Raw genomic sequence first — 22,887 nt, 5'->3', positions numbered from 1 at the left:
CCTATAGAGATAATTTTCTTCTATAGAATGATATGTTGTTCACTACAAATAAAGTAAAAAAGTGTGAAAAATATTGTTTACTTTCAACACCGGAGCGTATTCTTCCTCAAAAAAGTCAACTTTTTTCTTTATTGAACTCACCCTTAGACGCTGCCGGATAGTTAATGGGGACTAGTTCCATCCCCACCTTTTGGGCTGCAATATCGCGTTTGTACCGTTCCTAAGGATCTTTGTATGCGGAAGCTTTTCCCAAAAGGCCTGTTATTATCTAAAAAGAGTTTAGCTTCACTTTCCCCTTGGATGAACAGCACCTATCTTTATGGAAGAGACGATGTGTGAAGCCATACTTACTTAAATGACAGTTTTTATTTATTAATCAGCATTATTGCCTGACACGGATCTACCTCTTAGCAAATTCTCAATGGGCCTTTACCCTCCATGAAGATTGGCAAGTATTTTAAAATTGTGCATTCCACAAAATAGAGGTCTTTAAAAAATTCGGTGCAACAAAAACATCCGAGTGATGTTCGTTTAAAGCTCCAGGCTGCTTTTCATATTCTAGCCCGCTTGTGAACTGGGTCACTCCTTGTGTAAGTTCGTGCCACATCACATCCAGTGAGTTTGTAAAACCCAACAAAAATAGTTCGCTGATTAATATATGATATTAATGATCACTGGTCATGACTCATGCCTCATTAATTGGATCCCCGTGAATTGATATTCTGCCTTTTGCTCATAATATTCCTTTTCAGGGACACTCTATAATCAAAATAAACTGCTATAGGTTGGAGGCTGTCAGAATGAAGGTTTTATCAATGATCCAGCCATGGGCAAGCCTTTTTGTCCTTAGAGAGGCAACATATGAAACAAGGTCATGGAGAACAAACTATCGGGGGCCACTTGCCATTCACACAAGTAAAAAAATAGATAAAGACGTCTCTAACCATATAGCCATAAAGTCATTGCTTGGTAAGCATGGATACACACCAGAGAATCTTCCAACTGGCCAGATCATTGCTGTATGCAAACTTGTAGATTGTTTGAAGGTAACAGAAAACAATGAGACATGGGCCATTCTGGAGGATGGTCGAATCGTATCAGGGAATGACTATTTTATGGGTGACTTTATAGTGGGAGGTTATGCTTGGGTAGTTGAGGATATGCAGATGCTGGATGAATTTATTCCAGCAAAGGGAAAGCTAGGATTATGGGAGCATGATTTAATTTTATAGGAGCTGATACATTGCACACGATGCGCTGAATCAGCTCCTTTTTATTATAGAAAAGAAAACCCTAGGCTAGGCCAAGGGTTCCAAAAAGCTTTCAGCGTTGTATGAAAAAAACTCTCCCGAGGTGCTAAAATATTTTTGGTTCGCCAATCAATCCCCGATGGATTTTTCGGCGCAGCGCTTTGAAATGCAGTTAATGTATAATGTAGATATCCCTCATGAACAAAGGAGAACTGTAAATGAGAAAACTCGTTCTATTTCTTCACGCATCGCTTGACGGTTTTGTAGAAGGGCCTAACGGTGAAATGGACATTGGCTGGGTTTCCTACGATGCTGATTTGGAGAAACACGCGAAAGAAATTCTGAGTACTGCCGACACTGTCATTTGGGGACGTGGGACTTATCAGATGATGCACAGTTACTGGCCATCTGTGCCTTCGAACCCATCAGCTTCGCAGCATGAACGGAATCATGCCGAGTGGATCGAAAAGACAGCCAAAATCGTTTTTTCAACAACGCTGGAGAAAGTCGAATGGAACAATTCCCGACTGGTGAAAGAAGATGTCGAGGAAGAGATCAAGAACCTCAAACAGCAGCCAGGCAAGGATATGGTCATCCTCGGCAGTCCTAGGTTCGCACACTACCTTATGCAGTTTGATTTAATAGATGAGTATAAAATTACGGTGTCTCCCGTCCTGATCGGCAGCGGGTTGCTGTTATTCAAAGGTCTCAAGGAGAAGATCAATCTTAAACTTATCGAAAACAAGACATTTGATTCTGGAGCCATAGGCCTCGTTTACCAGACGGTTAGATGACCTTGTCCCCTAAAGCAGATGACGCTAACGGATTACGTTAGCACAGCAAAAGCAGCGGCAGTCTAGGTCTTCCGAGTTCTTAGTCCGTCACTGCTTTTTTTACGAGTCAGACTCATTCAGCTTGTCGGGTGATCGTATCGTTTACAGGGTTAGACGGTAGTGAAGACATAGGGGAACACGTTGTTGAAATTAAAAAGTAGTAAACAAGAGGAGAAAAAATAATAAATTTAAGGAGATGGACGTTATTTCAAAACAAATTAAAGAACGACAAATACAAATTAACAATTGGGAAGACAAAGACCTTGATCTACTTGTTAAATTAAACACACCAGAAATGATGGAACATCTCGGAGGGTCTGAAAGTAATGAACAGGTTCTAAAGCGTCATAAAAGGTATCTTGAACTTGGTGAAAAGGGGAAAGTATTTAGTATTACCCTAAGTCCCGATTTTGAAGTGGTTGGTTCAGTTGTATATTGGCAATCAAATTGGAATAATGAATGTGTTTATGAAATTGGATGGAGCATACTACCCCAATTTCAGGGGAGAGGGATAGCAACACATGCCGTCAGACTAGCAATTAATGAAGCAATTAAGGAAAGGAAATATCAATACATCCACGCTTTCCCTTCGGTTGAAAATTCTGCTTCAAATGCCATTTGTCGAAAGCTCAACTTTTCATTAATATCAGATTGCAAATTTGAGTACCCACCAGGTAATTTCATGCATTGTAACAATTGGCGTCTGGAAATAAATAAATCATAGTTGTTTTTTAACAATCGGGACGTTTATTGAACAAAGCTCCGTCTAATTTAATCCAATTATAAATGTAAAAAGCACTGCGTTTTGCAGTGCTTTTTCGATTGCTAATTTATATGCGATTTTAACTTTTTGTACCCCAAAAGAGAACTAGTTACAATTTAGGTGAGGGACTTTTAATTTGGCCTATGTCTAACACCGGTATCAGCATGCAAAGATGTAGCTTCCCCGTTCATTATATAACCTCCCATATCTACTTCCTTCATTCTATTCATATATACTTGGCTTTTTAAGCAGCTTTATATGAAAATTGAAGAAGACGTGAGGGCTATCAGTTATCTGTTCTCGCGTGATTCTAAGAAATATTTAATTCCCGCCGTACCAATACCCATCAAAGCTAGTTAAACAAGGGCATTCCCTTTGCGGTTGCCACCTGTTATATTTAAAAAGAAACGAACAGGAAGTGTTAATCGATGAAACAGGCTCTAATAATTGTTGATATGCAGGAAATTTTTTTCAATTATCCACAAAACTATTTATTTGATAATGAACAATTAGTCAGTAATATTAACAAGCTAATTAAGCAGGCTCATGAAAAAAGTATTCAAGTTATCTTCATTCAACATACTAGTCCAAACAAACAAGACGAACTCTTTGAAGGTAAAAATGACTGGAAATTACATAAAAATTTACTAATATCATCTACCGATAAAATCATCAAAAAATCTAAATGGGATTCATTCTATCAAACTGAACTCTTAGATTACTTAAGAAACAATGGAATAGAACAACTTATTTTTGCAGGAGCACAGACTGAGTTTTGCCTCGACACAACAATTAGAGTTGCCTTTAGTTTAGGGTATCAAAAAAATCTACTTTTCAAAGGGACACACAGTACATTAAATGGCGTAGTTTTAAATGCAAGGGATATTATTAGTCATCATGAGTCTATTTGGAATAATCGCTTCCTAACTGTCACTGATGGTCAACCAACATTATAAATTCATTTAAGAACGGTTATATTCCGTTCTTTTTCTTTTATAAAAAGACAATTGTTATCAAAAGCCATAATAAAAAAGAGCAGGCATCGCCCACTCTTCTTAGATTTCTTTGATAACTGGTTTGCCTAACTCTGAATGGCTTCTATTACATCCTCGTCTGACTCTAAGTTCTCCATTTCTTTCAATTCATTTATTACACAGGGTTTCCGATACCTTCTAGAGCCATTACAGAATTTAACCTTGTTTCTTCTAAAGGATCCTTTAATGTCTCTAACAATAAAGTCAGGCTCCAAACCGCTGCCTGGGAGAGCTTCTAAATTAATAAATTCATAAATTCATAGAGAACACGAGCCACCTTTCCCACTTTAATGTATTCTGTCATCGATATGTCTCCTCCTCATCTTGTTTTAAATTACAGCTTCTTTTTTACACAGTATTACTATTCTACTTATTGCACCTTCAAAGTCCTTCTAAAAGGATCAAATGGAGTGATATCAATTTCGAGTTTTTCGTTCATTGCGAGACTTGCCGCTAATTTCCCTGAATAAGGACCCATCGTTAACCCTGATGCACCGAGGCCGGTAGCGATCACTAATCCTTCTATTGAAGGTACAGGTCCAAGCAAAGGGAGAATATCTGGCCCAGCTGGCCGAAACCCAACTCTGACTTCATGTACTTTACTATTTGAAAGTCCGGGTGCAACAGATAAAGCCTCTCCTAACACCTCTAGTAATCCGGCTGCTGTGATTCGATAATCAAATCCAGAACCGGTTTCCCTTGTAGCGCCTACAACGACCCTTGAATCATCGAAACTGACTAGATAATGGCTGCTTTGCGGAAGGATTACGGGCCACTTCGATGTCTCTTGCTGTTCAAGCTTTAAATGAACAATTTGCCCTTTTTGAGGTTCAATAGGTACTTGTATATCAAATGGAGCTAATAACTGTGCAGCCCAAGCACCTGCTGATATCACAATAGAGTCGGCTGTAATAAAATCATCATTTACATGTACGCCTGTTATTTTACTGCTCACTGCTTTAAGCTTAGCTTCACCCGAATAGGACAATGCTCCATGTTTCACAGCCCCTCTTATCAAGGCATCCCTTAATAGTCTTCCATCTACTCGAGCCGCACCAGTAACATGGATCGCAGCAAGGTCTTCGCTCAAAGGAGGAAAGAGCAGGCGAGCTTCTTCCGCCGATAGACGGCTCACTTCCCCCACATCAGGGATTTCCGCTTGGTGCTTTTTTACTTTAAGTTCGATCTCATCTAACTCATCTATATTGCTGCTGACAGCGAGTGCACCTACCATGCCGTACCCAAGATCATTCTCTCCATCTTCTTTTAATTGTGCGATTAATGAAGGATAGTAACAGGCTCCTCCTTTAGCAAGCGTGAACCAGTCTTCATTTTCAACACTCGATATCCATGGACAAACAATACCTGCACCCGCTGCGGTTGCTTGGCCCTCATGAAGTTTATCCACGATTACTACTTCGGCTCCTTTTTTTGCCAAATGGTATGCTGCACTGGCTCCGACAATACCAGAACCAACAACAACGATTTTCATACTTTCACGACCTTTCCTCACTCCATTTAATAAACAAAAGCCTTCTTATTGGATGATCGGGTAATGACAGGACACAACATGCTCTTTGCGAACTTCTCTAAAAAGAGGTTTTTCTTCTTTACATTTATCCTTCCGAAACGGGCACCTTGAATAAAAGCGGCAGCCTTTAGGGAGATTGGTTTGATCTGGAAAATCTTCTTCCAATAGGATTCGATTATTTCTTTCTCTTAAGGTTGGATCTGGTAACGGTACGGCAGAGATGAGACCACTTGTATATGGGTGCATCGTATGACTAAACAGTTCTTCTTTTCCAGCGAGTTCAACCACTTCTCCCATATACATAACAGCTATTCGGTCACTAATGTATTTTACTGCCGGAATGCCATGTGCTATGAAAATATAAGTTAAATTAAATTTTTTCTGCAGCTCGAGCAATAAATTTAAGATTTGGGCTTGTATTGACACATCTAAAGCAGAAACAGGTTCATCACAAATGATTAGTTTTGGTTTTAATGCAAGAGCACGGGCGATGCCAATTCTTTGCCTTTGACCTCCGCTAAACTCATGAGGATATCGTCTGACAAAAGAACGATCTAATCCGACTGTTTCCATAAGTTCAAAAATCTTTTCTTCAAGGACCCTGCCTTTTGCAGCCTTATGCGTTCTAAGCGGCTCCGCAATAATATCGAAAACTCTCATTCTCGGATTTAAGGATGAGAAGGGATCTTGAAACACCATCTGAATATCTTTCCTGATCTTTTGCATGCCGCGCTCCGATAATCTTGTAATATCCTTACCTTCGAAAACAATTTTTCCTTCGGTAGGCTCAAGCAACCTAAGAATCGTATTGCCTGTCGTTGATTTTCCACATCCTGATTCGCCAACAATCCCTAGAGTCTCACCTTTTTTTACAAATAGATCCACTCCATCAACTGCTTTTAGAAACTGCTTTGATTTTCCAAATAAGCCTGATGGAATAGGGAAATACTTTTTTAGTCCCTCTATTCTCAGTAAGCAGTCATGGTTTGTTTCTGTTTCATTAGTCATTGTCATACCCCGATCACCTCTTCTTGATGAAGCCAGCATCTAACTTCCGCACCTTGTTTTGCCTGGAAAAGCGGCGGGTCCTGGAATCTGCATTTTTCTAGGGCAGCAGCACATCTTGGATGAAATTTGCAGCCTGCTGGCAATTGGGATGGGATTGGGACATTTCCTTCAATCGATTCTAACTGATCTTTAAGTTGATGAATTTTTGGAATACTGTTTAATAACCCTTTTGTATACGGGTGTTTTGGATTTTTGAAAAGCTCATAAACATTGTTTTGTTCTACAATCTGCCCAGCATACATGACGACCACCCGATCGGCCATTTCTGCCACCAAACCCAAATCATGAGTAATTATAATAATTGAAGTTTGATATTCCGTGCTTAATTGCTTCATTAAAAGCAAGATTTGAGCTTGGATTGTTACATCAAGCGCAGTTGTAGGCTCATCGGCAATTAATAGCTGTGGATTGCAAGATAAAGCTATTGCAATCATGACTCTTTGTCTCATCCCACCGCTAAGCAAGTGAGGAAATGAATAATAGTGTTTTTCTGCTCTTGGAATCCCTACTTTTTTAAGCATAACTATTGCTTTTTCCTTTGCCTCTTCCTTGTTTACGTTTTGGTGAAGCCGGATGGCCTCTGAAATTTGGCTTCCAATTGTAAACACCGGATTTAAAGAGGTGAGCGGCTCTTGAAAAATCATCGAAATTTTGTTTCCTCTAATTTTTCGCATTTGCTTGTTAGATAATCTCGTTAAGTCTTCCCCATTAAACAATATTTCCCCACCGACAATTTTCCCTGGGTCACTAATTAACTGAAGCAAAGATAATGAGGTAACACTTTTACCGCAGCCTGATTCGCCGACAATTCCGATCGTCTCCCCTTTTTTCACTGAAAAGGATACACCGTTAACCGAAGGTACTACCCCAAGCTCTGTGAAAAAATGAGTTTGTAAATTTCTTACTTCTAATAGTGGTGTTTCCGCTTCACTCATTATTTCAGCTCCTCTCTATTTTCTTCCTTGTGTTCTCGGATCAAGGACATCTCGGAGCCAGTCACCTAAGAAAATAATACCGAGAACAGTAACAGTAATAGCAATTCCAGGGAAGGTTACAAGCCACCAATTCGTGGCTAAATAATTTCTTCCATCTGTCAGCATACCGCCCCATGAAATTTCAGGAGGCTGAATCCCCAATCCAAGAAAGCTTAGGGAGGCTTCCAAAATAATCGTCGTGGCAACACTTAGTGTCGAAATAACAATAAACGACGATATGATATTAGGGAAAATATGCTTTAGCATAATGATTCCATTCCTCGTTCCGATAGACTTTGATGCTTTTACAAATTCTCGTTCTTTAATGCTCAGAACCTCACCTCTTACAACCCTGGCATATGTAACCCAGTTCGTAAATCCAATTACGATAATAAGGACCATGATGCTTGGTTCAAAAACCGCAAGTACCACTAAAATAAATAAAATACTAGGAATAGCAAGAAACGAGTCTACGATTCTCATTAAAATATTATCGATCAATCCACCATAATAACCGGCCAAAATACCAATCAAAATACCAATAATCCCAGCCACAACTACCGAAAATATGCCTACCAATAAAGAAACCCTAGTACCAAGAATAATTCGGCTTAATATATCTCGTCCCAAATTATCTGTTCCGAGTAAATAGGCAGAAGTACCACCATCTAACCAGGCGGGGGGCTTGAGCATATCTCCTAAATTATTTGCTGCGGGATTATGAGGAGCGAGAGAGTCTGCGAAAACAGCAACAAAAACGACTACGAAAACGATCAAAAAACCAACCGTCCCTGTTTTACTTTGAAGAAGTAATTTTGGCCAACGCCATAAGGAACTTTGTTTCGACTTTGCTATGCAATTATTAGCATCAGCTAAGGAATTTGTCTTTATATTTACTTCCACTATGTCACCTCCTAGGAATAATTAATTCTCGGATCCAGGAGCCGATAAACGAGGTCTGTAATTAGATTAATCACGATAACTAAAATAGCGATTACAAAAACGGCTGCCTGAACGACTGCCATGTCTCTCCCGTTTACTGCTTGGACTAAGAGTTGACCTAATCCTGGCCAAGAAAATACTGTTTCTGTAATTAATGCTCCGCTTACAAGATGAGAGATTTGCAATGAAGTAATGGTCACAACGGGAATGAGCGAGTTTCTAAACGCATGTTTAAAGATAACAAGTGTGTCACTAACCCCTTTGCTTTTTGCCGTACGAATATAATCCTGATGCAATATTTCCAGCATGCTTGATCGAATTAACCGAGTCATCTCAGCAGCTACTCCTGTACCGAGTGTAATGGCTGGCAAAACTAAATGAACGAACGTTCCTCTTCCTGAAACAGGAAATATTTGATAGTTAACCGCAAGCATAAGAATAAGCATGATTCCAAGCCAAAAGTTTGGCATAGCTTTTCCAAGTACAGATCCTCCAGTAATAAATAAATCTACAAAACTATTGCGTTTTCGTGCCGAAAAAATACCAAGAGGGATCGCAAGAACAATAGCTACCAGCATGGAAGCTGCTGCGAGCTCAAAGGTTGCGGGCAATCGCTCTAATACTAATGGAAGTGCTTCCTGACTATATCGGAACGATGTTCCAAAATCTCCGCTGATCAAGTCTCCTAAGAAATGAAAGTATTGATATAAAAAAGGTTCATTTAATCCAAGTGCTTCTCTTAGTGCTTCCCGATCTTCTTCCGAAGCATCTTCCGGCAGCATTAATGAAACCGGATCACCTGCTAAATAGACCAAAACGAAAACGACAAAAGTAATGATGAATAGAACTGGAATGAGTTGCAGCAATCTCCTGATCAGATACTTTTTCAATGTATACCCCCCTTATAAACAAGCGGAACTAGACGATCAATAGTTCCGCTTGCAAAATTGGTACATAGTTAACTACTTTACCGATATGTCTGAGAAATTAATCACTTCATCTAATCTTGGTTTAAATTCCACTCTATCGCTTACCCCATAATTTGAACCTTGCTGGAATAAAGTAATATGCGGTCTTTCTTCGGCAATGATTGCTTGAATTTCTTGGTATTGCTTGATTCTTTCTTCTTCATTTAAATTCCGGCCTGCATCATGATATAACTTTTCTACCTTCTCGTTATAATAATCTGTTTGTCCGGTAGCGCGTTCTTTTGTATAGTGTACTAGCGAATAAGAGGCATCCAACAGTCCATCCGCTAATCCAATCATCAGTAATTCTTCATTTGAATTAGAATTGTATATATCTAAAAACGCGCTTGATTCGAGGAGTTTCAAGTTTACTTTAATTCCTGCTTCACCTAGCATACTAGCAATCAATTGAGCTACTTCTCCATCAAGCGGGTATCTGCCTTTTGGCGCTGTCAGTGTGATCTCAAGACCATCTTTAAAGCCTGCTTCAGCTAATAATTTTTTTGCTTTTTCAACATCGTATACATAAGCGTCGTACAAATCAGGGTTTGAACCGATCACCCCTTCAGGTACACGGGACCGAACAGGGACTCCAGTTCCTTTTAAGACGGAATCAACAATTGCCTTTTCGTTTATCGCTAAATCGATTGCCTCCCGTACTTTAGGATCAGCGGTAACCGATCCCTCAGTAGTACGTACCACTAAAAGCATTATTCGAGTTGTGTCCCCGGTTACTAGAGAGACCCCTTCATCTCCATTCACACGATCCCATTCATTAGGAGGAATATCGGTTGCAATATCTACGCCGCCTGTTAATAATTCCCCAACACGAGTCGAACTTTCCGGAATCGCCCTTACTATAACTTCCTTCCATTTTGGTGCCCCATCAAAATAGTCCGGATAAGCTTCTAAAACGACCCGGTCATCCCGTTTCCATTCCACGAATTGATAGGGACCAGATCCAATCGGTTTCTTCTGAAATTCCTTTAACCCGACTTCTTCAAAATACTTCTTAGGGATAACATCCGCCCCACTTTTAGCAAGCAATCTTAATAATGTCGGCATTGGACCATCCGTAATGATTTCCAAAGTCAAATCATCGATCACTTTTATTTTTGCAAGCTGGGTGAAATATGGATACTCCTTAAGGGTTTGATCATTCATCACACGCTCGAGGCTGAACTTAACATCTTCAGCTGTTAACGGATCTCCGTTGTGAAACGTTACACCTTGTTTTAATTTAAATTTCCATGTTACATCATCCACATTTTCGTAAGCTTCAACTAGCTCTGGCTGAACTTCCATATTCGCGTCCCGATAGAATAATCTGTTAAACATATTCCTGAACACTCGATCACCTGTTGTACTTAAAGAGTTTTGAGGATCCATTGTTGTTATATCTGCACTTTGTGCCAATACCAATGTTGTCTTATCTTTTCCTGTTTCACCCTTGGTTCCTTTTTCGTTTTCCCTCGTAGAAGATTGATTGCTGCATCCAGAAACTAGAAGCATTACCATTAAGTAAGCAACAAAGAATAACTTGTAAGGCGATCTCATCCTTTTTCCCCCTCCCATTATTGCAGTATTATAAAATTTCAGATCTTTGATTATACAAATAATTATTGAAATTCTTAATGACTGCAGCAGTGACTTTAATTCCTTGAATATAGTCATCTATAAAAATATTTTCATTTGGTGCATGGTAATTGGACTGCGAATTCGCGACACCAATTTGCACTGCAGGAATATTTGTGCCTCTTAGCATTTTATACATCGGACTGGAACCAGCTAAATTTCGTAAAATGACAGGTGGTTCTTCATATACATCATCTACACTCTGAAGGACAACTTTAACAAAAGGATCGTTTGGATTTGTATTAAAAGGGTAACCCCCATGAGAAGGTATGATTTCTATATCCTCAAATCCATTCTGTTCTAAATGATCTCTTAACAATTTAGCGATTTTGTCTGGTGTTTGATAAGGAACTAAACGGAAATCTAATTTTACTTTTGCAAGCGATGGAAGGACGGTCTTTGATCCTTCACCCGTGTATCCTGATTCAATACCGCAAATGGTACAAGTCGGTTCAGCTGTTAATCTTTCCTTTAGTGCATCCCCTGACACATCTTTCAAAAATCCATTAATGGCATATAATTTCTTAATGGCTTCCTCATCATAAGCCATCGTTCCAATAATTTTTTTATCAGTCTCACTTAATGAAGCGATATCATCATAAAAACCCTTTATTAATATTTCTTCCTGCTCATTTTTCAAAGTAGCAAGCGCCCATATTAACCGCCATGCTGGGTTTTCGATAATAGCCGCCTCAGATGAGTGCAGGTCATTTTTGGCTCCCTTACAAATCAGCTCCACATAACAGATCCCTTTTACCCCTAACCCAACATGAAGCCGTTTATCTTCTGCTCCTCTTGTGCCTCCTTCCCAAATGATTCCATCTGTTTGGAGCTTATCGGGATGTTCATTCGCAAAAAATTCCAAATGAGGGCTTCCTACCTCTTCTTCTCCCTCAAATACAAATTTCACGTTTATTGGAAGCTCTCCAATCACTTGCTGATAGGCATGAATGGCACAAATTCTCGCCATTAAATTACCTTTGTTATCTGCTGAACCCCGTGCAAAAATCCTGCCGTCTCTTATTTCAGCTTTAAATGGTTCACTTAACCATTGATCGAGCGGGTCTTCAGGCTGTACATCGTAATGATTATAAAACGTAAGAGTCTTTGCTTTGCCTTGCCCCAGCTCACCATAAATGATCGGATAGCCTTTCGTGGCAAGCTCTTCAACATCAGCACCGATGTTTCCAAGGAACTTTTTCAAAACTTCTTTCATGTCCGTCATTCCCCGATTTTGTGCGGAAACACTCGGCTGATTGCAAGCTTCAATTAACCAGTCAATATACATGTCTGCATGATCTTCAATGTACTGAAACACTTTTTGCATTTTCGTTTCCACCTCTTCAAGAAAGAGTAGCAAAACTTATTTTGAAAGGCTCTTTTACATAATTTGTTGTTCCTAGACTATAAAGTTTACGAAACAGCCAGCCTTTTAAATCCTTTTGAGTTATTTGATATAATATTATAACTTTTGTAAATTAAAATTAGTGCAGCAGACGTTCTATCATTCAGCAGCGAAACTTTTTCCATTTAGAAAGCAGATTCCAAAAATGCTGTAAAAGCCACTTCTACTTCTGAAATTCTCAGCTTCAGAACATGTGAAGATTTGGGCAAATGGACCTTAGATATCCTGACCACGCTCGAACCATTTTACCTCAATGAGTGGAAATCCCGGAACTTCTTTTTGATCGAAAACAAAATTTGATTGGATAATTTCGAGGTGAAATTACGTTCCGCATGAGCATAGATCCGCTAATTCTTGTACTAATGATGTGCTTATAGTTTTGACCTGATCGATTGAAATTCCTCGAAAAATTAATTGTGGCATTTTTTATTCCTCCGGTTTTATCATTTTATCTTTTAAGATCATCGCACATAAATTAGTTAATTTAGCCAAAAAGTTGAAATTTCGGTGCATAATCTTTTATTACAAGATACAGTTTCAACTTTTACGCAAACCTGCTAAGCGAATATCGATCAATTGGGACAGAAGTTTCCCCGTCTAGAATCAATTCTGTTAGAAGTGTGCCAATAAGAGGGGATAGTGTTACACCGCTATGTGTAGCAGCCACATATAGATTTTCATGCCCCGGAACCTTTCCTAAGATCGGGAAACCATCTTCCGGCATCGCTCTGATTCCGGAAAACGCACGTACAATTTTCGCTTTTCTCAGGGAAGGCACATAGTGGACAGCCATGTTAGCTGTTTCCTGAATGACATCCAGTGTGGTTGAGCGGTCAAAGCCTGCCTTCTCCATCGAATAACCAATTAATACCTCACCATTAATGGCCTGCCTCAATCCGCTTATCGTATAATTTAAAAAGGGTTTTAGCGGCTCCGTAACAATAATTTGTCCTCTCAGCTGGTTGACTGGAATATCAATCCCAAGCAAATTCCCCAATTCTCTTGACCATGTACCACCTGCAAGGATCAGATTTTTACATACATACGTTTTTTTATCAGAAGTGACCATGAACGTTCCATTCTGTTTTTCAATACTCGTTACTTTATTATAAGTGGAATATTGGACACCGTTTTTCTTTGCAGCTCTCATATACATGTCAATCAGCCGAAATGGATTAACATTGCCGTCGATCGAACTATAAGTAGCACCAGCAACGTTTGGGTTGATGGATGGCTCCTTTTCCAATACTTCTTCTCTTGATAACACCTTAATTTTTATTCCAATTTTTCTATATGAATCGGCGAGCTGCTTTGCCTTTTCCCGATCTTTCTCAGCAAAGAATGGTGATAGGCCACCTGTCCGTTTATATTCGACATCACCTATTTTCTTAGATAGATAGGGATAGAGTTCGGCACTGTACATACTGAATTCCGCATACCAGGATGGCGTTTTGTTATGTACCCATACCCACGCCTGAGTAGAGCCTGACGTGCCTGTCATCGGGTATTTCTTATCTAGCACCAAAATGCCTTCTTGATAGCGTTCAGAAAGATGATAGGCGATGCTATTGCCAACGACTCCTCCCCCAATCACAACCGTTTCATAGCTTGATTCCATTTACCGCACCTTCCCTTCCTCTAGCTCAACCTCATCCATCACAGACTTCACTGAGGAGAACGTGGTACTATTGGTGGCTAATGTCTCAAGCTTAATCGGCGATATCGGCATCCTCATTCTAGGTAATGGAATCTCATGTAAGTGACTTCCTGTTTGTTCATGAATAACGTCAGCCACAAGGCTTATGCATATTTTTGCCTGGCATGGGCCCATTCCGCAGCGGGTGAGCCTTTTAATATCATCAAAAGTTCTTGCATCATGCCCAATGGCTTCTTCAATTTCTTCACAGTTAATTTCTTCACATCGACAAATAATCGTTGTTTTATCCAACTCTTTCACCTTCTAGTCTCTGTCTAAGAGATAAATTGATCTTTAAGCAAAGGGTTTGCATAATTTTTTATGTGGTTAAGTCTAGCTTCCCACTTCTCAGGAAAAAGCTTTGCTTCTAAATTCTCTAACTCTTTCCAATGGCTGGCTCTTTCATGTTCAGCCTCCTGCTTGCTAATAATATTTAATTCTTCGCAAACACGAACCCCAGGAATCCTCCCGGTAATTAACAAAGCTCCTTGCGAACTGATTCCAGCTGCATTGCCTGCTAGAAATACGTCTTTGCAATCTGTCTGTAAAAATTCATTATACTGAGGAAGCCAGCCTCCAAGCTCTTCTTGAAAACCGAACGAACAGCCTAACTGGTAAAATGCATCTAAAATTGGGGTCCTGCCGCCATCTACACATACAAGATCGACCTTTTCTGTCATGATGCGATCAGGAAACTGAATGTCGATTTCTTCCACTTCCCCATTCCCTCTCGCTTCCTTGATCGAAGAACGTAAATATAAGGGAATACTTCTTTGCATTATGTGTTCTGTTTTTTCTGCATCTCTCGCAAGGATCTTCGGGAGACTTTCAACAATTCCGATAATGTTTACTCCTACATCCGAAAGTTGGATAGCGACGTCCATAGCAAAATCGCTGGAACCAATGATTACTGCATTCTTGCCTGGTGTGACAAAATCACGATTGACTAAAGTTTGAGCTGCTCCTACCGTAATGACACCAGGCAGCGTCCACTTTGGAAAAGGAACGGCTTTCTCAGCAGCACCTGTAGCGACAATGATTTTCTTTGGGTTCACCGGAAAAACATTCGTTTCATCTGTAATTCCAATACTGCCATCTTTATAAGTTCCAATCATTCGATGCCCAAGCAAATACCGAACCGAGAATTCGTCCAGCTGATTAATTAATGTATTTGCCAGTTCATAGCCACGCATAGCCAAAAAGGGTGATGGCAATGTTCGCAGGATTTGTGTTTGCTGGCATAGCTGGCCTCCTTTTGATATCGATTCATCAACAATCGTTACATCTAATCCTCTCGAGGCTGTTTCATAAGCGGCTGCAAGTCCTGCTGGTCCCGCTCCAATTATGAGTACATCAGTCTCCATGACCATCTCCCCTTACCTCTGGGTCTTCTAAGTTCGGATAGATTTCCATTCCTTCTTCAACCCTTATCATACATGTGCGTACATGGTCTTCCCCGTTTACAGTCATATAGCAGCTACAACATCTCCCGCGAGAGCAAAAAAGACCTCTTGATTGGACTAACTTTCTGCTTAGCCCAAATTTTTTTACTCCGTTCGCAATTAGTGCGGCTGCTACAGTTTGTTGTTTGTATGCCATATATGGCTGATCATTAAAGTAAATTGTTACAGGATCCTGCAGCTGGGGACCCAATACAGGATGATCTTTAATATGCATGAAAACACCTACCTACTTATTGATTTTTCGAAGCAAAAACCTTTCCTACACCCAAAACTCTTTCAATGATGATCATTAATACAATGGTCAGTAATATCATAATGCTGGATACAGATGTAATAATCGGATCATATTGATATTGCATGTATGTAAATATCCGTACCGGAAGGGTTACGACATCCGTACTTACGATAAACAATGCCACCGTTAAATCATCGAAGGAAGTAATGAATGAAAAAATGGCACCAGCAATGACACCGGATTTTATGATAGGCAGTGTAATCTGAAAGAAAACCCTAAACTTCCCTGCACCTAAATTCATAGCAGCTTGTTCAATGGAGCGATCGAAGCCTACTAAACTAGCAACGACTAATCGCATCACGAAGGGTATAGTTAAAATAATATGACCAATAATTAATGCAGCCGGGCTCGCTGCTAACCCAATCCAGGAATAAAACTGCAGCAGTGCTACGCCAAATACCACGGATGGAATAAGGAGCGGTGAACCGACTAATTGGACGATTGCCGTTTTTCCTTTGAATTGGTGCCGGACGATAGCAATAGAAGTGAGCGTTCCAATTGCAGTAGAAATTAGTGAAGTGCCAAGCGCAACGAAGACACTGAGCATAAATGACTGCATAAATTCCGGATGGTTTACCAACTCTACATACCACCTTAATGTTAGGCCCTTTGGAGGAAATACTATATAGTCAGTGGCGGTAAGTGAAGACATTAACACAACAACAATAGGTGCAAGCAAAAAAACATAGATGATCGTGCAAAAGAAATGAAATCCTATTTTGGGCAGCCTCTTCTTCATTGAATCGCCACTCCTTTTTCTGATCTGACAAGAATTTTACTATACATAATAATCGTAATTGTGGCGATGAAGATTAATAGGAACCCAATTGCTGCCCCATATGGCCAGTTCAGCAAAACAGCTGCCTGCTCATATGCTAAATAGGACATAACCTTTACCTGCGGCCCGCCAAGAATGGCCGGAGTAACAAATGAGCTCACACTTAAACTGAAGACCATAACTGATCCAGCAAATATTCCAGGAAGTGTTAAAGGCAATACGATGGAAAAGAAAGTTCGGACTGGACCTGCTCCAAGATTTTGCGAGGCTCTAATCACGGATGGGTCGATTCTTTCAAGAGAACCCATAATACTTAAAACCATATATGGAAACAGAACGTGTACCATTCCAATGACTACACTTAATTCCGTATACAGTAATGTAAGCGGCTTATCAATCCATCCTAAGCTCATCAAAGTATTGTTTACGACACCATTATTAGATAGCAAAATGCTCCAGCCATAGCAGCGGATAACCATGCTGATTAATAAAGGAGACAGCACGAGCAACGTTAAGTAATTCTTTATTCTTCCGTTCGCTTTGGAAATATGAAAAGCTACAGGGTAAGAAATAACAATTGTTATGATAGTAGTCAACAGCGCAATTTTAACTGTCCGCCACACAATCCCCAGATAAAAAGGGTCCGATAAAAATTTTACATAATTTTGAATTGTCCACTCATTGGCAATCCCGCTGCTTGCATCAAATGTCTTGAAGCTCGTAATAAATAGGAAAAACAAAGGAAGTAAAAAGAAAAAAATAAAGATTACCAATATGGGAAGCAATAAGGCCCATGTTTCCAGCTGTTTCTTCGTTTTTTTTCTTTTCTTCTGCATCATTAATAGTTCCTGCTCTTGATATGTTTCCATTTCAGCATGCATTCGTTAAGGTCACCTCACGTTCCTAGAAGGCAATAAATGCTCTGGTTTCCATGCAGCATACACGCTGCTCCCCTCGTGAATCAGATTGGAATTTAAAACGACATTAGAAATATCCGCAATCAAATGCTTGTTTTGTGCTTTTAAAATATATCTAGTCTTTGCTCCAAGGAACATTTTCCGTTCGACCTTCGCCTTAAAACCAATATTTCGATCATTAGTTTCAACTAAGGAGATTTGAATGTTCTCAGGCCTGATAAAGAAGTCCATTTCTGCATTCTTCATTGCATTCACAGCAACGATTTGCTCATTTCCATAAAAGTTTAGCTTGCTTTGATGAGTGCCAAGAATTTCTGTCACTTTCCCCTGTATTTGATTCACTTCACCAATAAATCGAGAAACGAAATCGGTTTTTGGATGGTTATAGATGGACACGGGTGAGTCTGCTTGTTCGATTCTTCCTTCATACATCACTGCTATCCGATCGGAAATGGCCAGTGCTTCTTCCTGATCGTGTGTCACAAAAATCGTCGTAATCCCAACGTTTTTTTGGATTTCAACAATTTCTTCTCTCATTTCCTGACGAAGCTTCGCGTCAAGATTGCTTAACGGTTCATCAAGAAGCAGCAATTTAGGCTTAATAACTAAAGCTCTTGCCAGAGAAACCCGCTGCTGCTGCCCACCTGAAAGCTCCTTTGGATATCGCTTTTCATACCCAGATAACCGGACCATTTCCAATGCTTCCAGCACACGCCTCTGTGTTTCACTCTTTCCTATTTTGGAAAGTTTTAGCCCATACGCTACATTGTCAAACACAGTCATGTGAGGAAATAAGGCATAGTTTTGAAAGACCATGCCCATTTCTCTTTTGTTAGGAGGCAGCAAGTGAACCGGTTTCCCGTCCACCACAATTTTCCCCTCGTCGACTTCTGTAAACCCGGCAATCATATTTAAAGTCGTTGTTTTTCCACATCCGGATGGTCCGAGAAAAGACACAAGCTCTCCTTGCTTAATTTCAAGGTTTAGTTTCTTTACTACCTCTGTTTTGTTAAAAGTCTTAACCAAATTTTCCAAGCATAAGTAACTCATAGTATCCCCCTTTCTTTAATGGGCCACTTCAATTTCTTTGTTTGCTCTTTCCGTCCATTCAGCCCTTTTTTTGTTTACATACTCCCAATTCACTTTAATCAGCTTTGCAATTTCATCTTCTCCATAAACAAGCTTCTTAGTTATATCTCCATCTAATTTCACTTTTTTGTTTACTGGACCGTCAAACAAGGATTGAGCAAATTCAACCTGTGCATCCTCGCTTAAAATAAAATTGACAAATTTCTGGGCAAGGTCTGCATTTGGCGCATCCTTCACCACACTTACCGTTGCCATTAACGCAGGTGCCCCCTCTTCGGGTATTACATACTCAATCGGAAACCCTGAATCCTGTAGTGTGTATACCCTGCTGCTACCCCATGCACTGGCCACCGTTTGCCCCTGCAGGAAATAGTTCGATACGTCTGCCGTTTTATCAAATGTTACGGCATTCTCTGCCATTTCCTTAAGCTTTTCAAATCCAGGTTCAATATTTTCTTCGTTTCCGCCATTGGCAATCGCGGCCATTAAAAGCAAATGAACCCCATATGTATTTGCAATCGATGGCAATACAAGTTTTCCCTTGAATGCTGGATCGGATAAATCATTCCATGAATCTAGCTGTTCTAATCCATTTTGCTCAAAGTAATCTTTGTTATATGCTAAACCTGTCGTAATAATCCCAAAGCCAACCCCAATATTATCCTTGTCTTTAGCGATTTCATATACATCTTGTAGGTTCGTAACAATCTTCTCATCCAATGGTGCAAGTAAATTGAATGATTTGGCCTGTGCTTGTGGCCCATCATCTAGAAATGCCACGTCAATTTGAGGATTATCCTTTTGTGCCTGCAGCTCTGACAAAGTGTCTACCGAGCTTCCCGTAATATACTTAACCTTGACGCCATATTCTTTTTCAAATTTAGGAATAAGGATCTCCTTCATCTTTTTCTCATAGCTTCCTCCATAGGCAGCCAAAACCAATGTTTTTCCATCTGAAGCATCAGAGGATTTGCCCGTTTGACTGCTGCAAGCAGAAAAAATTCCAAGCATGAAACAAATTAATAGAATTAGAGATGCTTTACTTTTCACCGTTTTTCCTCCCTATTCGATATGAATATTTTCATGCGCTAAATCTAAGCTGGTTTACAGTTATCTCACTCCTTTTTCTAGATTTTTTATTTAATATAATATTTGAATTTTCAGATATAATTAAATATAAAGTTATAATATTATATCTTTTAATTTTATAAAAATATTATTGATACTTACCTTCTTTTTTTAAAGCTTAATTTCGATAAAGTATCTAGTTTTTTCTTGAAGGATGATAAATCTTGAGTATTCAATAATCATCTGATCCTCGGTAAATGTATACCTTTCTAAGACAAATAATTGCTCGCCTTTAGGAATCTTTAACAATCTTGCTTCATACTCATCCGCTAAGATGGTTGAAAAGAATATTTTCGCTTTTCCTAAGTTCTTCCCATACTTATTCGTGAACACGTTATAGATTAAGTCATCTTCAATCATGTCGTGAGTAAGTCCAGGAAATGGAGAACTCGGAATATAAGAATACTCGATGCCGAAAGGTGTATCTCCTTCAATTTTAATCCTGTGGATTTTGTACACTTTATCCCTTGAACTTATTTCTAGATGCTTCGCAATTTTTCCACCTGCATCATCCTCTTGAAAAGACAATAATTTGTGCGGGTGATGTGTTGCGTCTTCTGCTTCGTTCCGGAGACTTACTAATTGCTGTAAATCGGTTTCGCCCTTCTTATTTACAAACGTTCCTTTTCCCCTTTGGCGAAATAAAATGCCTTTATTAACAAGATCGTGAACAGCTCTTTTGATGGTGATTGTACTTACATTAAATTGTAATGCAAGTTCTTTCTCTGTCGGAAGCTGGTAGCCTGGCTCCCATTCACCTAAAATAATTTTTTCTTCCAAATAATCCTTTACTTGATGATACAATGGCGTCGGCAGATTTTTGTTAACTTTCATTTGATTCTCCTAAAATATTATAATGTTATATCTTTGAATGGTATAAAAATAGTTTTTAATATTCCTTTATTATTTTAAAGTCTAACAGCTAATTTTGAAAAAGACAATATAATTTTTTAAAATTTTAGTTTATTTAGAATATTTTATTTTTTGAATTTACTCTTCACAAGTTGAATTCTAGACAATGCAGAGGTTTTTTATTAAGAAAATCCTCTGCATTGTTCATTTTTATCTTAAATTTTGTGGATTTGCATTTTCTTTTAGATTGTTATTATTAATTCATTCCTCATATTCAACCTATGCGGTCTGAGGAATTCCTGCCTCACTGCTAGATTCTTAGATCATTAACTCATTTTTGAGTACGATAAAAATCAAGGTCTTTTTGGCAGAAAATATTAGATTAGGAAATAGTCTTGGACCATCATATTTGAGCTTCTTCGGTAACAGAGTTATAAAGTATTATAAAGATTTCTTTCTTTCCTACTAACAAACATTTAGAGGATATATGAAAAGGGCTGCCCGCAGCAGTCCCTTCTTAAAAGTATATAAATAAAAGAAGAGTTTTATTAGATCCTGTAACGTTGTCTTGAATTCCGACCCTACTTTAAATAATCTGCTCCAATATAAAAAGAGATAACTCAAATTTGAATCATCTCACTTCTCATGGTTTATAATCTTACTCTTAATAGATCATAAATATTATCACTCATTGTTCGTGTTTCAACCTCTTTCTTTTTTTCTGCCTCAAGGCTTCTTTATAGTCAAACATTGGTATCACGGGTTCGTTCATAAATCTCTCTTGTCTTTCTTTTGCATACTTTAATTGGACTTACCTCGGATTACTCGTAGTACACAAGATTTATTTGAATTCATCGATAACATACGGAGTAAAAAGGCAAATTTAAAATCCTTAAAAGATACATGGTTAGATTTATCAGAAGATGATCCTACAGCCAATTCTTCATTACGGTTATGGCGGGTGTAAACCAACCAATTTGAACGTGATCTTATCCGTATGCGGCAGCGTGAAGGAATTGAACAGGCTAAGAAAAAAAGAAAGTTTAAAGGAGGTGAAAGAAGTACCATAAATATTATGCAGGAATGAATTATGTAGTAAGCTTTAAAGAGGAAAGATATGACTGTAAATCAAATTTGTGAAATCACAAATGTGTCTAAGGCCTCATTATATAGAGAGCTATCGGAAAAGAACAATCGATGAGATATACCAAAAATCGAAAATATACAACAGAGAATAAATTCCATATAGAGGAGGAATTATATGCCTAAAATTGACAATATGTTAGCAATTCTATGGATGCTTCGTTCAGGAAAAAAAATTACTGCAAAACAAATTTCAGAAAAGTTAGAGATGAATATAAGGACTGTGTATCGTTATATTGATACAATTTCAACAAGTGGCGTACCTATAATTTCAGAACCAGGACATAACGGTGGATACACTTTATTGAACAATTTTATTGAGGCTCCTCTTTTTTTTGATTTTGAAGAGCAAACTTCATTATTTCACGCTGCTGTTTTTGCAGAAGAAGCCGGATATTATGGAGGTGAAGCACTAAATAGGGCCATTTCAAAACTAAGTAAATACTCAAATCAAGAGCAGGAAACAAAGATAACCCAACATTTAACTAGTCTTGAAGTAATAAGTCGATTAAGTTCACTCTCTATGGAACCTTTTTTGAAGGAGTTGGAAAAGGCTGTAGCTGACGGGTACTCAGTAAAAATTCTTTACCATAAAAGTGGTGAAAAGCAATTAAATTATAGATTGGTCGATCCCTACAGAATTATCTATTGGAATAATAAGTGGTATGTGGTTGGATTTTGTCACCTTAGGAATGATATTCGTAGTTTTAGAGTAGATCGAATTGAAAGTCTACTGGTAACCGAAAATAAGTTTAACCGGCCAGAAAATTTTTCAGCACGTGACTTTTTTATGAAAAACCTCCTTCCAACTATAGAAGATAAGGAAGGGATTATTTCTTTAGTTATTAATGGCAATGAAAGTACGCTGAATGATGTTTGCCAACATTGGTTTTTAGGACATTATTTACATGAACGAAATTCAAATCAAGCAGTTTTCCTTCTTGAAAAAGATATAGTACATACATATATACCTTATTTACTTTTACCATACGGTAAATCTATTCAAATTATCGAGCCAATAAGTCTAAAGAAAAGACTTATTGAAGTTCTGTCGGAATTAATAAAATTTCATCAAGTATGATAACTTCCCTGACGTTAGCTGTCAGGGAAGTTATCTTATAAT

At 38.7% G+C, this 22,887-nt stretch carries 21 protein-coding genes and 2 pseudogenes; 6 read left to right on the top strand and 17 right to left on the bottom strand.

Annotated elements, in window-relative coordinates; genetic code table 11:
- Window positions 1-800 precede the first annotated feature (800 nt).
- The 4 genes from BLT53_RS05785 (at window position 801) to BLT53_RS05770 (ending at window position 3,802) form a co-directional block, all read left to right on the top strand.
- Complete coding sequence (locus BLT53_RS05785) at window positions 801-1,232, top strand: ASCH domain-containing protein (RefSeq protein ID WP_090233407.1); 432 nt, start codon at window positions 801-803, stop codon at window positions 1,230-1,232.
- Window positions 1,233-1,468: 236 nt separating this feature from the next.
- Window positions 1,469-2,044 (top strand): dihydrofolate reductase family protein, encoded by a 576-nt coding sequence (locus BLT53_RS05780; RefSeq protein WP_090233405.1) that lies wholly within the window; start codon window positions 1,469-1,471, stop codon window positions 2,042-2,044.
- Between the two features lie 235 nt (window positions 2,045-2,279).
- On the top strand, window positions 2,280-2,807 hold the full coding sequence (locus BLT53_RS05775) for a GNAT family N-acetyltransferase (RefSeq protein ID WP_090233404.1): 528 nt from the start codon (window positions 2,280-2,282) through the stop codon (window positions 2,805-2,807).
- A 467-nt stretch (window positions 2,808-3,274) separates the two neighbouring features.
- The gene (locus tag BLT53_RS05770) at window positions 3,275-3,802 is read left to right on the top strand and encodes an isochorismatase family protein (protein WP_090233403.1); all 528 of its coding nucleotides are present in this window, start codon (window positions 3,275-3,277) and stop codon (window positions 3,800-3,802) included.
- Window positions 3,803-4,250: 448 nt separating this feature from the next.
- Here BLT53_RS05770 and BLT53_RS05765 read toward each other — a convergent pair whose 3' ends face one another.
- From BLT53_RS05765 to BLT53_RS05685, 17 genes and pseudogenes are all read right to left on the bottom strand, one after another.
- On the bottom strand, window positions 4,251-5,372 hold the full coding sequence (locus tag BLT53_RS05765) for an NAD(P)/FAD-dependent oxidoreductase (protein WP_090233401.1): 1,122 nt from the start codon (window positions 5,370-5,372) through the stop codon (window positions 4,251-4,253).
- A gap of 45 nt (window positions 5,373-5,417) precedes the next feature.
- Window positions 5,418-6,419, bottom strand: coding sequence for an ABC transporter ATP-binding protein (locus BLT53_RS05760; protein WP_090236724.1), 1,002 nt, complete (start codon window positions 6,417-6,419; stop codon window positions 5,418-5,420).
- 2 nt (window positions 6,420-6,421) lie between these two features.
- A complete protein-coding gene (locus BLT53_RS05755; protein ID WP_090233399.1) occupies window positions 6,422-7,414 on the bottom strand; it encodes an ABC transporter ATP-binding protein in 993 nt (330 codons plus the stop codon).
- Between the two features lie 15 nt (window positions 7,415-7,429).
- Window positions 7,430-8,308, bottom strand: coding sequence for an ABC transporter permease (locus BLT53_RS05750; protein ID WP_244520467.1), 879 nt, complete (start codon window positions 8,306-8,308; stop codon window positions 7,430-7,432).
- 59 nt (window positions 8,309-8,367) lie between these two features.
- The gene (locus tag BLT53_RS05745; protein ID WP_090233398.1) at window positions 8,368-9,285 is read right to left on the bottom strand and encodes an ABC transporter permease; all 918 of its coding nucleotides are present in this window, start codon (window positions 9,283-9,285) and stop codon (window positions 8,368-8,370) included.
- Between the two features lie 72 nt (window positions 9,286-9,357).
- Complete coding sequence (locus BLT53_RS05740; protein WP_170834245.1) at window positions 9,358-10,920, bottom strand: ABC transporter substrate-binding protein; 1,563 nt, start codon at window positions 10,918-10,920, stop codon at window positions 9,358-9,360.
- A 28-nt stretch (window positions 10,921-10,948) separates the two neighbouring features.
- Window positions 10,949-12,325 carry a M20 family metallopeptidase gene (locus BLT53_RS05735; protein WP_090233395.1) on the bottom strand — a complete coding sequence of 459 codons (1,377 nt, stop codon included), beginning with the start codon at window positions 12,323-12,325 and terminating at the stop codon, window positions 10,949-10,951.
- Window positions 12,326-12,528: 203 nt separating this feature from the next.
- Window positions 12,529-12,826 (bottom strand): annotated as a pseudogene (locus BLT53_RS05730) (DUF1904 family protein).
- Window positions 12,827-12,947: 121 nt separating this feature from the next.
- The gene (locus tag BLT53_RS05725) at window positions 12,948-14,021 is read right to left on the bottom strand and encodes an NAD(P)/FAD-dependent oxidoreductase (RefSeq protein ID WP_090233394.1); all 1,074 of its coding nucleotides are present in this window, start codon (window positions 14,019-14,021) and stop codon (window positions 12,948-12,950) included.
- Entirely contained in the window at window positions 14,022-14,360 is a 339-nt protein-coding gene (locus BLT53_RS05720; protein WP_244520360.1) for a (2Fe-2S)-binding protein, read from the bottom strand.
- Between the two features lie 14 nt (window positions 14,361-14,374).
- Complete coding sequence (locus tag BLT53_RS05715) at window positions 14,375-15,463, bottom strand: NAD(P)/FAD-dependent oxidoreductase (protein WP_090233391.1); 1,089 nt, start codon at window positions 15,461-15,463, stop codon at window positions 14,375-14,377.
- Complete coding sequence (locus BLT53_RS05710; protein ID WP_090233390.1) at window positions 15,453-15,776, bottom strand: (2Fe-2S)-binding protein; 324 nt, start codon at window positions 15,774-15,776, stop codon at window positions 15,453-15,455. The genes BLT53_RS05715 and BLT53_RS05710 overlap by 11 nt, the downstream gene beginning before the upstream one ends.
- Before the next feature lie 16 nt (window positions 15,777-15,792).
- Complete coding sequence (locus BLT53_RS05705; RefSeq protein WP_090233388.1) at window positions 15,793-16,596, bottom strand: ABC transporter permease; 804 nt, start codon at window positions 16,594-16,596, stop codon at window positions 15,793-15,795.
- The gene (locus tag BLT53_RS05700; protein ID WP_090233386.1) at window positions 16,593-17,516 is read right to left on the bottom strand and encodes an ABC transporter permease; all 924 of its coding nucleotides are present in this window, start codon (window positions 17,514-17,516) and stop codon (window positions 16,593-16,595) included. Before BLT53_RS05700 ends, BLT53_RS05705 begins: the two co-directional genes overlap by 4 nt.
- Before the next feature lie 9 nt (window positions 17,517-17,525).
- Window positions 17,526-18,602, bottom strand: coding sequence for an ABC transporter ATP-binding protein (locus BLT53_RS05695; protein ID WP_090233385.1), 1,077 nt, complete (start codon window positions 18,600-18,602; stop codon window positions 17,526-17,528).
- A 15-nt stretch (window positions 18,603-18,617) separates the two neighbouring features.
- On the bottom strand, window positions 18,618-19,652 hold the full coding sequence (locus tag BLT53_RS05690; RefSeq protein ID WP_170834394.1) for an ABC transporter substrate-binding protein: 1,035 nt from the start codon (window positions 19,650-19,652) through the stop codon (window positions 18,618-18,620).
- Window positions 19,653-19,880: 228 nt separating this feature from the next.
- Complete coding sequence (locus BLT53_RS05685; protein WP_090233382.1) at window positions 19,881-20,603, bottom strand: GntR family transcriptional regulator; 723 nt, start codon at window positions 20,601-20,603, stop codon at window positions 19,881-19,883.
- A gap of 826 nt (window positions 20,604-21,429) precedes the next feature.
- On the opposite strand from BLT53_RS05685, the pseudogene BLT53_RS25275 reads away from it, so the two are divergent.
- Window positions 21,430-21,822: pseudogene (locus BLT53_RS25275) on the top strand (recombinase family protein); the annotation flags it as partial.
- 60 nt (window positions 21,823-21,882) lie between these two features.
- On the top strand, window positions 21,883-22,845 hold the full coding sequence (locus BLT53_RS05675) for a helix-turn-helix transcriptional regulator (RefSeq protein ID WP_090233380.1): 963 nt from the start codon (window positions 21,883-21,885) through the stop codon (window positions 22,843-22,845).
- Window positions 22,846-22,887 lie beyond the last annotated feature (42 nt).

Source organism: Fictibacillus solisalsi (assembly GCF_900103485.1).
Classification (GTDB): domain Bacteria; phylum Bacillota; class Bacilli; order Bacillales; family Fictibacillaceae; genus Fictibacillus_C; species Fictibacillus_C solisalsi.
This window is presented reverse-complemented; position numbering and strand designations above follow the sequence as displayed.

What these genes read in the sequence shown, in the direction of transcription:
- BLT53_RS05785 (WP_090233407.1), top strand. Translation starts at nt 801, where the DNA reads ATGAAGGTTTTATCAATGATCCAGCCATGGGCAAGCCTTTTTGTCCTT.
- BLT53_RS05780 (WP_090233405.1), top strand. Translation starts at nt 1,469, where the DNA reads ATGAGAAAACTCGTTCTATTTCTTCACGCATCGCTTGACGGTTTTGTA.
- BLT53_RS05775 (WP_090233404.1), top strand. Translation starts at nt 2,280, where the DNA reads ATGGACGTTATTTCAAAACAAATTAAAGAACGACAAATACAAATTAAC.
- BLT53_RS05770 (WP_090233403.1), top strand. Translation starts at nt 3,275, where the DNA reads ATGAAACAGGCTCTAATAATTGTTGATATGCAGGAAATTTTTTTCAAT.
- BLT53_RS05765 (WP_090233401.1), bottom strand. Translation starts at nt 5,372, where the DNA reads ATGAAAATCGTTGTTGTTGGTTCTGGTATTGTCGGAGCCAGTGCAGCA.
- BLT53_RS05760 (WP_090236724.1), bottom strand. Translation starts at nt 6,419, where the DNA reads ATGACTAATGAAACAGAAACAAACCATGACTGCTTACTGAGAATAGAG.
- BLT53_RS05755 (WP_090233399.1), bottom strand. Translation starts at nt 7,414, where the DNA reads ATGAGTGAAGCGGAAACACCACTATTAGAAGTAAGAAATTTACAAACT.
- BLT53_RS05740 (WP_170834245.1), bottom strand. Translation starts at nt 10,920, where the DNA reads ATGAGATCGCCTTACAAGTTATTCTTTGTTGCTTACTTAATGGTAATG.
- BLT53_RS05735 (WP_090233395.1), bottom strand. Translation starts at nt 12,325, where the DNA reads ATGCAAAAAGTGTTTCAGTACATTGAAGATCATGCAGACATGTATATT.
- BLT53_RS05725 (WP_090233394.1), bottom strand. Translation starts at nt 14,021, where the DNA reads ATGGAATCAAGCTATGAAACGGTTGTGATTGGGGGAGGAGTCGTTGGC.
- BLT53_RS05715 (WP_090233391.1), bottom strand. Translation starts at nt 15,463, where the DNA reads ATGGAGACTGATGTACTCATAATTGGAGCGGGACCAGCAGGACTTGCA.
- BLT53_RS05710 (WP_090233390.1), bottom strand. Translation starts at nt 15,776, where the DNA reads ATGCATATTAAAGATCATCCTGTATTGGGTCCCCAGCTGCAGGATCCT.
- BLT53_RS05705 (WP_090233388.1), bottom strand. Translation starts at nt 16,596, where the DNA reads ATGAAGAAGAGGCTGCCCAAAATAGGATTTCATTTCTTTTGCACGATC.
- BLT53_RS05700 (WP_090233386.1), bottom strand. Translation starts at nt 17,516, where the DNA reads ATGCATGCTGAAATGGAAACATATCAAGAGCAGGAACTATTAATGATG.
- BLT53_RS05695 (WP_090233385.1), bottom strand. Translation starts at nt 18,602, where the DNA reads ATGAGTTACTTATGCTTGGAAAATTTGGTTAAGACTTTTAACAAAACA.
- BLT53_RS05690 (WP_170834394.1), bottom strand. Translation starts at nt 19,652, where the DNA reads ATGCTTGGAATTTTTTCTGCTTGCAGCAGTCAAACGGGCAAATCCTCT.
- BLT53_RS05685 (WP_090233382.1), bottom strand. Translation starts at nt 20,603, where the DNA reads ATGAAAGTTAACAAAAATCTGCCGACGCCATTGTATCATCAAGTAAAG.
- BLT53_RS05675 (WP_090233380.1), top strand. Translation starts at nt 21,883, where the DNA reads ATGCCTAAAATTGACAATATGTTAGCAATTCTATGGATGCTTCGTTCA.